At 71.1% G+C, this 12,868-nt stretch carries 10 protein-coding genes; 8 read left to right on the plus strand and 2 right to left on the minus strand.

The annotated features are described in order from the left end of the window. Positions 1-20: 20 nt before the first annotated feature. On the minus strand, positions 21-1,169 hold the full coding sequence (locus QQM72_RS10020; RefSeq protein WP_314220448.1) for an SGNH/GDSL hydrolase family protein: 1,149 nt from the start codon (positions 1,167-1,169) through the stop codon (positions 21-23). 211 nt (positions 1,170-1,380) lie between these two features. On the opposite strand from QQM72_RS10020, the gene QQM72_RS10025 reads away from it, so the two are divergent. The 8 genes from QQM72_RS10025 to QQM72_RS10060 all read left to right on the plus strand — a co-directional run bounded on the left by QQM72_RS10025 (position 1,381) and on the right by QQM72_RS10060 (position 11,588). Then, positions 1,381-2,619: a cysteine desulfurase-like protein gene (locus QQM72_RS10025; protein WP_314220449.1), complete on the plus strand. Its 1,239-nt coding sequence runs from the start codon at positions 1,381-1,383 to the stop codon at positions 2,617-2,619. 108 nt (positions 2,620-2,727) lie between these two features. Beyond that, positions 2,728-3,165: a Fur family transcriptional regulator gene (locus tag QQM72_RS10030; protein ID WP_314220450.1), complete on the plus strand. Its 438-nt coding sequence runs from the start codon at positions 2,728-2,730 to the stop codon at positions 3,163-3,165. A gap of 67 nt (positions 3,166-3,232) precedes the next feature. Beyond that, the gene (gene katG, locus QQM72_RS10035) at positions 3,233-5,452 is read left to right on the plus strand and encodes a catalase/peroxidase HPI (protein WP_314220451.1); all 2,220 of its coding nucleotides are present in this window, start codon (positions 3,233-3,235) and stop codon (positions 5,450-5,452) included. Between the two features lie 363 nt (positions 5,453-5,815). Beyond that, positions 5,816-7,306, plus strand: a complete 1,491-nt coding sequence (locus QQM72_RS10040; protein ID WP_314220452.1) for a family 43 glycosylhydrolase — start codon at positions 5,816-5,818, stop codon at positions 7,304-7,306. Positions 7,307-7,369: 63 nt separating this feature from the next. Next, entirely contained in the window at positions 7,370-8,818 is a 1,449-nt protein-coding gene (locus tag QQM72_RS10045; RefSeq protein WP_314220453.1) for a family 43 glycosylhydrolase, read from the plus strand. Positions 8,819-8,894: 76 nt separating this feature from the next. Next, positions 8,895-9,683: a polysaccharide deacetylase family protein gene (locus QQM72_RS10050; protein ID WP_314220454.1), complete on the plus strand. Its 789-nt coding sequence runs from the start codon at positions 8,895-8,897 to the stop codon at positions 9,681-9,683. A gap of 130 nt (positions 9,684-9,813) precedes the next feature. Then, entirely contained in the window at positions 9,814-10,254 is a 441-nt protein-coding gene (locus tag QQM72_RS10055; protein ID WP_314220455.1) for an SRPBCC family protein, read from the plus strand. Between the two features lie 38 nt (positions 10,255-10,292). Next, the gene (locus QQM72_RS10060) at positions 10,293-11,588 is read left to right on the plus strand and encodes a lanthionine synthetase LanC family protein (RefSeq protein ID WP_314220456.1); all 1,296 of its coding nucleotides are present in this window, start codon (positions 10,293-10,295) and stop codon (positions 11,586-11,588) included. Here QQM72_RS10060 and QQM72_RS10065 read toward each other — a convergent pair. Continuing rightward, on the minus strand, positions 11,540-12,856 hold the full coding sequence (locus QQM72_RS10065; protein WP_314220457.1) for an XdhC family protein: 1,317 nt from the start codon (positions 12,854-12,856) through the stop codon (positions 11,540-11,542). The genes QQM72_RS10060 and QQM72_RS10065 overlap by 49 nt on opposite strands. Positions 12,857-12,868 lie beyond the last annotated feature (12 nt).

Raw genomic sequence — 12,868 nt, forward strand, 5'->3', positions numbered from 1 at the left:
CCCCCTCCGTCGCCTCCCGGTCACCCGAACGCGCCCGCCCCGCCGAAGGAAAGGGGCAGGAAGCGCTCGGCCATACGGGCGTAGCCGGCCGCGTTCGGGTGCAGGCCGTCGGGCAGGTCGGCCACGTCGTCGGGCCCGAACAGCGTTGTCCCGTCGACGATGTGAAGCCGGTCGTCGCCGTCCCCCCGACGCTGCTCGACATGCTCGCGCAGCAACGCGCGGATGCGGGTGAGCGTGAGGGCTCCGAAAGCGAGTTCGGCGGGACGGTCGACGGTGCGGACCATGGCGTCGGGGCCCACCAGCGTTGGCCCCGGCCGCTGTTCGGCGGCCGGGCAGACGATGGGGCTGATGACCAGGACCGGTGTGGACGGGTGCCCGTCGCGGATCGTGTCGAGGAATCCGTGGAAGGCCGGGACGAAGGCACGTTCGCGCATGCTGTCGGCGTTGTGGACGTTGATGCCCAGTTCGAGGCTGATCGCGCTCGCGGGCAGGTCGCGGACGGCACGGGCCATGAAGGGGTCGAGCTGGCACTGCCCGCCGAGACCGAGGTTGACCAGGGACCGGCCGGCCGAGCGGGCCACGGCGGCCGGCCAGGTGGCGGTCGGGCGGTCCGCGTCCGGGCACTGACTGACGGAGCTGCCGTAGTGCACCCACAGGGGGCCGCTCGCGGGAGCCGGACGCACCGACGCCCCGTCCGGGACGCGGACGTCGATCAGCGTGACGGCCGGGGTGACGGGCAGCCAGATCTCCACGCGCCGTTCGACGGCCCGCGGGCCGATGGGGAAGCGCACGGTCGCGGGCTCGGCCGGTCCGGCCTGCGTCGAGCCGGTGGCGGGGTCGAAGAAGGCCGGGTCGATCGGGCACTGTTGCGTCGCCACCACCGGCTCACGCAGTTCGCCGTCGACCACCAGGTCGAAGACGCTGCCGCCGGACGGCATGCCCAGCGGGAGGACCACGGTCAGCCGGGCGTCGAGCTCGAGCTCGGTGGCGTCCGTGAGCATCTCGAACCGCACTCCGGACGGCACGGCGCTGTTGAAGTCGAACGCCCGGTCGGCCAGCCGCGCCCGTCCCGCGTCCGGGGAACGGTGCAGGGTGACTCCGGTCGTGTCGGTGGTCTTCCCGAGCGCGCCGACGACACAGTCGAGCGCGCGGTCGAGTACGGAATGCATGCGAGGACCTCTCGGCGGCACGGGTCAGGTCAGGTCAGGTCAGGTCAGGTCAGGTTCAGTCGTAGTCCTCTGTCCGGCATTCGTCGCCTAATTCGTCGCGTCGGTCCACGACCGGTCCCCCGCGGCCTCCTGCCCCTCGCGACACGACGGACCGCAGGAGCCGGCCGTGGCTCCCTGGTGGGCCGCGGGTCCGGGTGCCAGAGTCGGGGCCATGGCCATCGATGTCGCCGCCCTCCGGGCACACTTCCCGTCCCTCGCACAGGGTCTCGCCTTCTTCGACGGACCGGGCGGGACACAGACGCCCTCCCTCGTCGCCGAGGCCGTCACCCGGACGATGACCGGTCCGCTGTCCAACCGGGGACGGGTCAGCGCGTCCGAGCGCAACGCCGAACAGGCCGTCGCCGGCTTCCGGGCCGCCTACGCCGACCTGCTGGGCGTGCCGGAGACGGCCGTCGTGCACGGGCGCAGCGCCACGCAGCTCACGTACGACTTCTCCCGGACGCTGGCCGACGGCTGGCGGCCCGGCGACGAGATCGTCCTCAGCCGGCTCGACCACGACGCCAATGTGCGCCCCTGGATCCAGGCGGCGGAACGTGCCCGGGTCACCGTCCGCTGGATCGAGATCGACGCCGCGACCACGGAACTCGACCTCGGCTCCTTTGAGCGGGCGCTGTCGCCCCGGACCCGGCTGGTCGCGGTGACGGCGGCCTCGAACGTGCTGGGCACCAGGCCGCCGGTGCGCCGGATCGCGGACCGGGCGCACGAGGTGGGCGCCGTGGTGTTCGTGGACGGGGTGCACTACGCCGCCCATCACCTGGTGGACGTGCCCGCGCTCGGGGCCGACCTGTTCGTCTGCTCGCCGTACAAGTTCCTCGGTCCGCACTGCGGGGTGCTCGCCGGTTCGCCCGACGTCCTCGAAGGGCTCGTGCCGGACAAGCTGCTGCCGTCGCCGGACACCGTGCCGGAGCGCTTCGAGTTCGGGACGCTGCCCTACGAGATCCTGGCGGGCGCCACCGCCGCCGTGGACTTCCTGGCCGCGCTCGACCCGATCGAGCCGGGGCGGCCGGGAGTGCCCGGGGACGCGCCGGGGACGGCGGGGTCGCGCAGGGAGCGGCTGGCGCGGTCGCTGCGGTCCCTGCACGAGCACGAGAACGTGGTGCGCGCCCGGGTGGAGGAGGGGCTGCGCACGCTGGGCGACGCCGTCACCGTCCACTCGAGGGCGCGGGACCGCACCCCGACCGTGCTGATGAGTTTCGCGGGCCGTGACGCACGCGAGGCACAGGCGCATCTCGCCGCCCGGGGTGTCGTGGCCCCGGCGGGCTCGTTCTACGCCTACGAGGCCTTCACCGCGCTCAAGCTCGACGACCCCGCGCTGCGGGTGGGACTCGCGCCCTACAACGACGACGAGGACGTGGACAGGCTCCTCGACGGGCTCGCCTCGTTTCTCTGACGTGTGCCGCTTCTCCGACGCGTGCCGCTTCTCCGACGCGTGCCGTTTCCCAGACTTGCACCGTTCGTTTTCTTGAATGGTTCGTGTTTATGAAGTAGGTTCGACACCATGACAGCACCCCGTACACCGACCACCGCCGAGGAGCTGCGCGGTGTCGGCCTGCGGGTGACGGCCGCCCGTGTGGCCCTGCTCGAGACCGTCCGGAACGGCGACCACCTCGGGGTCGAGGCGATCGCCACGGGGGTGCGCGGCCGCGTGGGCCACATCTCCCTCCAGGCCGTGTACGAGGCCCTGCACGCGCTGACCACGGCCGGGCTGGTGCGCCGCCTCGAGCCCCCGGGCAGCCCCGCCCGGTTCGAGGGACGCGTGGGGGACAACCACCACCACCTCGTCTGCCGGTCCTGCGGCGCGGTCGTCGACGTCGACTGCGCCGTCGGTCACGCCCCCTGTCTGACCGCCTCCGACGACCGCGGCTTCGCCATAGACGAGGCCGAGGTCATCTACTGGGGCCTGTGCCCCGACTGTTCCACCGCCCCCAGCACCTGAGCGCCCGCGGGACCCGACGCCTGCGGTACGTGAGCATGTGATCCGACCAGCCCAGAAGGATTCCCCCATGACCGAGAACCATGATGCGATCGTGACCGACTCGAAGGCGGCGGAGGCAGGTGGCTGCCCGGTCGCGCACGGCGGCCGCGCCGCGCACCCCACCCAGGGCGGCGGCAATCGCCAGTGGTGGCCGGAGCGCCTCAACCTGAAGATCCTCGCCAAGGACCCCGTCGTGGCGAACCCGCTCGGCGCGGAGTTCGACTACGCCGCGGCGTTCGAGGCCCTCGACCTGGCGGCCGTGAAACAGGACATCGCCGAGGTGCTGACCACCTCGCAGGACTGGTGGCCCGCCGACTTCGGCAACTACGGCCCGCTGATGATCCGCATGGCCTGGCACAGCGCCGGCACCTACCGCATCAGTGACGGCCGCGGCGGCGGTGGCCGCGGTCAGCAGCGCTTCGCGCCGCTGAACAGCTGGCCGGACAACGCCAACCTCGACAAGGCCCGCCGTCTGCTGTGGCCGGTCAAGAAGAAGTACGGCCAGTCCATCTCCTGGGCCGACCTCCTGATCCTCACGGGCAACGTCGCGCTGGAGACGATGGGCTTCGAGACCTTCGGCTTCGCCGGCGGCCGCGCGGACGTCTGGGAGGCCGACGAGGACGTGTACTGGGGCCCGGAGACCACCTGGCTCGACGACCAGCGCTACACCGGCGACCGTGAGCTGGAGAACCCGCTCGGCGCGGTCCAGATGGGTCTCATCTACGTCAACCCCGAGGGCCCCAACGGCAACCCGGACCCGCTGGCCGCGGCCCGCGACATCCGCGAGACGTTCCGCCGCATGGCGATGAACGACGAGGAGACCGTCGCCCTGATCGCCGGTGGTCACACCTTCGGCAAGACCCACGGCGCCGGTCCGGCGGACAGCGTCGGCGACGACCCCGAGGCCGCCTCCCTCGCGCAGCAGGGCCTGGGCTGGAAGTCCTCCTACGGCACCGGCAAGGGCGGCGACGCCATCACCAGCGGCCTGGAGGTCACCTGGACCTCCAAGCCCACCCAGTGGAGCAACGACTTCTTCGACATCCTCTTCGGCTACGAGTGGGAGCTGTCGGAGTCCCCGGCCGGCGCCAAGCAGTGGGTGGCCAAGGACGCCGAGGCGATCATCCCCGACGCGCACGACCCGTCGAAGAAGAAGCTCCCGACGATGCTCACCACCGACCTGTCGCTGCGCTTCGACCCGATCTACGGTGAGATCTCGCGCCGCTTCCACGAGAACCCGGCCGAGTTCGCGGACGCCTTCGCCCGCGCCTGGTACAAGCTGACCCACCGCGACCTGGGCCCGAAGTCCCTGTACCTCGGCCCGGAGGTCCCGGCGGAGACCCTGCTGTGGCAGGACCCGCTGCCGGCGGCCGAGGGCGAGGTCATCGGCGCCGAGGACATCGCGGCGCTCAAGGCCAAGGTCCTCGACTCGGGGCTGAGCGTCTCGCAGCTGGTGTCCACCGCGTGGGCGTCGGCCTCCACCCACCGCGGCAGCGACAAGCGCGGCGGCGCCAACGGCGCCCGCATCCGCCTCGAGCCGCAGCGCGGCTGGGAGGTCAACAACCCGGACGAGCTGGCCCAGGTGCTGCGCGTCCTGGAGGGCGTCCAGCAGGAGTTCAACTCCGGCGCGAAGAAGGTCTCCCTGGCCGACCTGATCGTCCTCGGTGGCGCCGCCGCCGTGGAGAAGGCCGCCAAGGACGCCGGTCACGCCGTGGAGGTCCCCTTCACTCCGGGCCGCGTGGACGCCTCGCAGGAGCAGACGGACGTCGAGTCGTTCGCCGCGCTCGAGCCGACCGCCGACGGGTTCCGCAACTACCTCGGCAAGGGCAACCGACTGCCGGCCGAGTTCCTGCTGCTCGACAAGGCGAACCTGCTGACCCTGAGCGCCCCCGAGCTGACCGTCCTGGTCGGCGGCCTGCGCGTGCTGGGCGCCAACCACGGCCAGTCCTCGCACGGCGTCTTCACCGACACGCCGGGCAAGCTGACCAACGACTTCTTCGTCAACCTGCTCGACCTGGGTACGACGTGGTCGTCGACGTCCTCGGACCAGACCACCTTCGAGGGCCGCGACGCCGCCACGGGCGAGGTCAAGTGGACCGGCACCCGCGCCGACCTCGTCTTCGGCTCGAACTCCGAGCTGCGCGCGCTCGCCGAGGTCTACGCGAGCGACGACGCGAAGGCGAAGTTCGTGAACGACTTCGTCGCCGCGTGGGTCAAGGTCTCGAACCTCGACCGGTTCGACCTGATCTGATCCCGGCCTCCCCGGAGGATCGGAAACAGCAGGACCGGCTGGCGCGGCACGACCAGCAGGAACAGCACGACCAGCAGGAACAGCAGGAACAGCAGGAACAACTGAACAGCGACACCACGGCAGGAACACAGCCGGCACATCCAGGGCGTCCCGCCCGGTCCACAGCGACCGGGCCGGGCGCCCTGGCGCGTGGCGCCGCCGACCGGCCGTGCGGTGACGGCTGTCGCCCCGACGTGTTCCCGGTGCCGCCGAGGCTGTCGAAACCATTGACGAGGACATGCAGGCCCCCTATCTTCTGGCCGAAGTTACGAACCATGTTCGAAATACCGCACAGGCAGTTTCACGGACAAGGGACGGTCCTGCATGCCTCGGAAGTACCGCCGCAGACCCCTGCTCGTCTGCGTCCTGGCCCTCCTCGTCGCCCTGGTGACGGCGACCCAGCCGGTGGCCGCGGCCGACGGCCGCCCGTACACCAACCCACTGAAGTCGGCCAAGGGCGCCGACCCCTGGCTGGAGTTCCACGACGGGAACTACTACCTGATCACCACGACGTTCACGGGCGTTCTCGGCATGCGCAAGGCGCCGACCCTGGCGGGCCTCGCCACCGCGCCCACCGTGCAGGTGTGGTCGGACACCACCTCGACCCGCAACACCAACATCTGGGCACCGGAGATCCACCAGTTCAACGGCCACTGGTACCTGTACTACTCGGCCGGCCAGGGCGGCACCGCCTGCTGCGACTCCCAGCGCACCCATGTCCTGGAGAGCGCCGGCACCGACCCGCTGGGCCCCTACACCTACAAGGGCTCCCTCACCGGCTCCAACCTCGCGCCGGGCGGCTGGCTGATCGACGCGAGCGTGCTCCAGGCGAACGGAAACCTGTATCTCGTCGGAAGCGGTTTCGTGAACGGCAGCGCGCAGAGCCTGGTCATCGCACCGATGAGCAACCCGTACACGCTGTCCAGTAACACGTTCACGGTGATTTCCAGCCCCACCCTGGACTGGGAACGGGTGGGCGCGCCCGTCAACGAGGGCCCGGAACCGCTGTACCACAACGGCCGCACCTTCCTCAGCTACTCCGCCAGCTACTGCCAGACCGCCGACTACAAGCTCGGCCAACTGGAGTTGACGGGCAGCGACCCGCTGAACCCGGCGTCCTGGACCAAGAAGCAGACGCCCGTCTTCCAGCGCAGCGACACAGCCGGCGTCTACGGCCCCGGCCACAACGGCTTCTTCACCTCACCCGACGGCACCGAGAACTGGATCGTCTACCACGCCAACTCCTCCGCGAGCGGCGGCTGCGGAAACGGCCGGACGACCCGCGCCCAGAAGTTCACCTGGAACGCCGACGGCACCCCGGACTTCGGCACCCCCGTCGCCCCGGGCACGACGCTCCCCGGCCCGTCCGGCGAGACGGCGGCGACCCCGACCTCGTACACCCTCGTCAACCGCAACAGCGGCAAGTGCCTCGACGTCGAGGGCGGTTCCACGGCCAACGGCACGAACGTCCTCCAGTGGACCTGCACCGGCGGGACCAACCAGAAGTGGCGGATCGAGGATCAGGGCGACGACACCAGCCGGCTGGTGAACGTGGCCACCGGCGGCGTGCTGGACACCGCCGACTGCTCCGGCGCCGACGGGGCCGACCTGCGCCAGTGGTCATGGCTGAACAACAAGTGCCAGCGTTTCCGTCCCGTCTTCACCGCGACCGGCGACTACGTACGGCTCGTGAACGAGAACAGCGGCAAGGTCGCCGACGTCGCCGACTGCGGGACCGCGAACGGCGCCGACGTACGGCAGTGGACCTGGCTGAACAACACCTGCCAGCAGTGGCGCCTGGTGCCCACCACCTGAGCCCGGCACCTTCCTCCCCCTCCCTCCCCCTCCCTCCCCTCTTCCTCCGTCAGGAGAACTCCCTTGAGACGCAACGCCGTTCGGCTGATCCTGGCCGGCCTCGTCGCCCTCGCGGCCGTCCTCACCGGTGTGGGCGCCCCCGCCCAGGCCGCCGTGCCCGACTCCCCCGCCGTGACGTACACCAACCCGATCGCGGAGCAGCGCGCCGATCCGCACATCTTCAAACACACCGACGGCTACTACTACTTCACCGCCACGGTCCCCGCGTACGACCGCATCGTGCTGCGCCGGGCGACGACCATCCAGGGCCTGTCGACGGCCCAGGAGGTCACCATCTGGACCAAGCACAGCAGCGGGGTCATGGGCGCCCACATCTGGGCGCCGGAGATCCACTTCATCGACGGCAAGTGGTACGTGTACTTCGCGGCCGGGTCCACCACCGACGTATGGGCGATCCGGATGTACGTCCTCGAAGGCACCGGCGCCAACCCGCTCACCGCGACCTGGGCCGAGAAGGGCCAGATCAAGACCACGTGGGAGAGCTTCTCGCTGGACTCCACCACGTTCGTGGTGAACGGCGTGCGCTATCTCGCCTGGGCCCAGCGCAACCCGTCCGAGGACAACAACACCAGTCTGTTCATCGCCAGGATGACCAACCCCTGGACGATCTCGGGGACTCCGGCGGAGATCTCGCAGCCGACGCTCTCCTGGGAGACGATCGGCTACAAGGTCAACGAGGGTCCCGCGCTCATCCAGCACGGCGGCAAGGTCTTCATGACCTACTCGGCGAGCGCGACCGACGCCAACTACTGCCTGGGCATGCTGACCGCCTCGGCGACGGCCGACCTGACCGACCCGGCGTCCTGGACCAAGGGGACGCAGCCCGTCTTCACCTCGAACGCCTCGACCTCGCAGTACGGTCCGGGCCACAACTCGTTCACGGTCTCCGAGGACGGCAAGTCCGACATCCTCGTCTACCACGACCGCAGCTACAAGGACATCACCGGCGACCCGCTGAACGACCCCAACCGCCGCACCCGCGTGCAGAAGGTGTACTGGAAGGCGGACGGCACCCCCGACTTCGGCATCCCGGTGGCCGACGGGGTCACCCCGCAGCGCTTCTCCTCGTACAACTACGCGGACCGGTTCATCCGGCACTGGGAGTACCGCGCCCGCATCGAGGCCGGGGTCAGCCCGCTGGCCGACTCGCAGTTCCGGGTGGTCACCGGTCTCGCGGGCACCGGCACGGTCTCCCTGGAGTCGGCCAACTTCCCGGGCTACTACCTGCGGCACAAGAACTTCGAGGTGTGGCTGGAGAAGAGCGACGGCACGTCGGCGTTCGCGTCCGACGCGAGCTTCTACCGGCGGGCCGGTCTCGCCGACTCCGCGGGAGTCTCGTACGAGTCGTACAACTACGCCGGACGCTATGTCCGCCACTACAACTACGTGCTGTACGTGCAGACGCCGAGCACGGCCACGGACAAGGGAGACGCGACGTTCTACGCCCAATAGGGCCCCGCGCGGCCTGAGGAGCGCATGACGGCCGAGACTATACATAGGGTGTATACGCTCTATGTATAGTCTCGACATGCCTTCTCTGACCAGGAAGATGAAGAAAACGGGGGCCAGGTTGCGGGCCGTCGCCATCTCGGCGGCGGCCCTCTGCCTGGCGGTCACGCTGACCGGCTGCGGCCGCGCCGACATCACGCACCCGAGCGCCGCCCGCGCCCACCCCGCGCCCACCACCCAGGCCGCCCGCCTCGGCCCCGTCGACTGCCGTGAGGCGAAGTGCATCGCCCTCACCTTCGACGCCGGACCGAGCGAGAACTCGGCCCGGCTGCTCGACATCCTGAAGGAGAGACAGGTCCCGGCGACCTTCTTCCTGCTGGGCCGGCGGCACATCGAGAAGTACCCGGAGCTCGTCACCCGCATGGCCGCCGAGGGACACGAGGTGGCCAGCCACACCTGGGACCACAAGATCCTGACACGGATCACCCCGGAGGAGATACGCGAGGAACTCCGGCGCCCCAACGACGAGATAGAGCGCCTCACCGGCCGGCGCCCCACCCTGATGCGCCCGCCGCAGGGCCGCACCGACGAGACCGTGCACGACATCTGCCGCGAACTGGGCCTCGCCGAGGTGCTGTGGACGGTGACCGCCAAGGACTACACGACGACCGACTCCGCACTGATCCGACGCCGGGTGCTCGCCCAGGCCGACCGGGACGGCATCATCCTGCTGCACGACATCTACGACGGGACCGTGCCGGCCGTACCGGGGATCATCGACGCGCTGAAAGAGCGCGGATACGTTTTCGTGACGGTTCCCCAACTGCTGGCGCCGGGGACGGCGGTACCCGGGCAGGTCTATCGCTGACCCGACCCCGGCTGCCGGTCCACGACATCGACGGCCTCGACCACACCGCCACAGACACGAAGGTGAGTCCGAACCTGTGAGCCGGAGGGTGATCCACCGTCGGACGGCTGCGACTCCCTACGATCAGCGTGTGGTCTTCTTCCAGCTCGAACGCACGGTACCGCTTTCCCCGGACGACGCCTGGCGTCGCCTGACGCAGTGGTCCCGGCACGGCGACGTGGTGCCGCTGACCCACGTCGCCGTGCTCACCCCCGCGCCGACCCGTGAGGGCACGGTCCTCGTGGCCCGTTCGGGTCTCGGCCCGTTCGCCTTCACCGACCGGATGGAGGTGACCGTGTGGCAGCCGCCCTCCGACGACGAACCGGGCCGGTGCCGGCTGGAGAAACGCGGCCGGGTCGTCCTGGGCTGGGCCGAGATCGAGGTACGGCCGGGCCCCGGCGGGCGGGCCCGGGTGCTCTGGCGGGAGGAGTTGCGCGTGCGTTTCCTCCCGTCCCTCTTCGACCCCCTCGTCCGGACCACGGCCCGCTCGGTGTTCGGGCGCGCGGTCAACCGGCTGCTCCGCGGCCGATGACGGCGCGATCGCCACGGCAGCCGTGCCAGGCTGAGGGCATGACGGCAGCCGACGACATCGAGGAACTCGCGGTGGACGCCCTGCGCTGGCTGCGGGGCACCGCCCGCGACACCGGGGGCGGCGGTCTCGGCTGGCCCGTCAGACCCTCGGACGACACGATCGATCCGCAGCTCTACACCGGCACGGCCGGGGTCGTACCCGTACTCCTGGAGGCCTGGCGGCACTTCGGCGACGACTCCTACGCGGACACCGTCCTGCGCGCCGCCCGCGGCCTCGCCGACGCGGTCGACGACCACCCGGACCACTCCCTGTACTTCGGGCTGACCGGTATCGCCCTCGCGCTGAGGACCGTCCACCGCGAACTCGGCGACGACACCGCCGGGGCCGCCGCGGACCGGGCCCTGGAGCGGGTGCGGTCACACTTCGACGGAGTGCGCTGGGGCGTGCTGTTCGAGCTGATGGGCGGCAACGCGGGCATCGGCCTCGGCGCACTGGCGGCCGGCGACGCCGACCTCGCCGTACGGGCACTGGAGCCGTACCTGGAAACCGCCGAGCCCACCGAAGGGGGCGGCGTCACCTGGGAGTTCAAGCTCGGCGCGCCGGCCCGGCTGCACCATGTCTCGCACGGCACGCTCGGGATCGCGTACGCCCTGGCCGCCGTCGGAACCGCCACCGGGCGTACGGACCTGGTGGAGCTCGGGCGGGCCGGCGTCGCGGACGTCGTCGCCCGGGACGAAGGCGGTCCTGACGGTTTCCTCGTGCCGCACTCCGACCCGCACCACCGGCCCGACGTGGTCGAGCGGTACAGCTACGGCTGGTGTCACGGACCGGCCGGCGACGCCCAGGTCTTCCGGCTGCTGCGGGACGTGCTCGGTGAGCCCGCGTGGGCAGAGCTCGCCGACCGCTGCTGGCACACCGTGACCCGGTCCGGACTGCCGCGCCGGCTGCGGCCCGGGTTCTGGGACAACAACGGCCGCTGCTGCGGGACGGCCGGGGTGCTGGCGCTGGCCTCGGACCGGATCGCCGAGCAGGGCGACTCCCCCGGCTTCGCCCGGACGCTCGTGGCGGACCTCGCCTCCCGCGCGACCCGGGACGCGGACGGCGCGCGCTGGTCCAACCTCGCGCACCGGCCCGCCCCGGACCGCCTCGAGCCGCAGACCGGCTGGGCGATGGGCAACGCGGGCATCGCGCGCGAACTGCTGCGCCACGTCCGGCTGAGCCGCGGCGGCGACCCGCGCTACGCGTTCACCTGGCCGGACCAGCCGGCTGTGCGCCGTACGGCGGCTCAGGCCACCGAGCCGATCCGGCCCGTCGGCACCGACCTCGCGTCGTGATGGATGGGCGTGTGCGCGCCGGTGAGTGAGACCCCGCTGCCGCCGCGCCGTTCGGCCACGATCTCGGCGGCGATCGACAGTGCCGTCTCCTCGGGCGTACGGGCACCCAGGTCGAGGCCGATGGGGGACCGCAGACGCGTCAACTCCAGCTCGCTCACGCCTACTTCACGCAGGCGCGCGTTGCGGTCGAGGTGGGTGCGGCGGGAGCCCATCGCGCCGACGTAGGCGACCGGGAGCCGCAACGCCAGCCGGAGCAGGGGGACATCGAACTTGGCGTCATGGGTGAGGACGCACAGCACGGTCCGCGCGTCCACCCGCGTGCGCTCCAGGTACCGGTGCGGCCACTCGACGACGATCTCGTCGGCCTCCGGGAAACGGGCCTCGGTCGCGAAGACGGGACGTGCGTCGCACACCGTCACGCGGTAGTTCAGGAACTTGCCGACCCGCACCAGCGCCGACGCGAAGTCGATCGCGCCGAACACGATCATCCGGGGCGGCGGGACGGACGACTCGACCAGCACCGTGAGCGGCGCCCCGCAGCGGGATCCCTGCTCGCCGATCTCCAGGGTGCCGGTACGACCGGCGTCGAGGAGGGCGCCGGCCTCGGCGGCGACCGTACGGTCCAGCTCCGGATGGCCGCCGAAGCCGCCTTCGTAGAAACCGCTGTCGTAGGAGGCTCCGTTTCGGAAACCGCTGTCGTAAGAACCACCGCCATGGACACCACTCTCGTAGGAGGCGCCGTTGCGGAAACCGCTGTCGTAAGAACCACCGCCATGGGCACCACTGTCGTGAGAAGCGCTCGTGTGGGAACCGTTTTCGTCGGTCCCGCCGCGGCGGACGACCAGCGCGCGGCCGACGAGGTCCGCCGGGCCGGTCACGATACGGGCCAGGGCCGTGGCCCCGCCGGAGGCGGCGGCCGCCAGGGCGGCCGCGATCACCGGCCGGACCCGGTCACCGACCCGCACCGGGGTGACGAGGATGTCGATGATCCCGCCGCAGGTGAGCCCGACGGCGAAGGCGTCGTCGTCGCTGTAACCGAAGCGTTCGAGGACGGACTCCCCGTCCTCCAGCGCTTGCCGGCACAGCTCGTACACCGCGCCCTCCACGCAGCCCCCGGAGACCGAGCCGATCGCCGTTCCGTCGGCGTCCACCGCCAGGGCGGCGCCCGGCCGGCGGGGCGCGCTGCCGCCGACGGCCACCACGGTGGCCACGGCGAAGTCACGGCCCTGCCCGACCCACCGGTTCAGCTCCTCGGCGATGTCCAGCATCTCTCGGTCTCC

Origin of the sequence: Streptomyces zaehneri, from assembly GCF_032248645.1 — a bacterium.
GTDB classification, from domain to species: Bacteria; Actinomycetota; Actinomycetes; order Streptomycetales; family Streptomycetaceae; genus Streptomyces; species Streptomyces coriariae.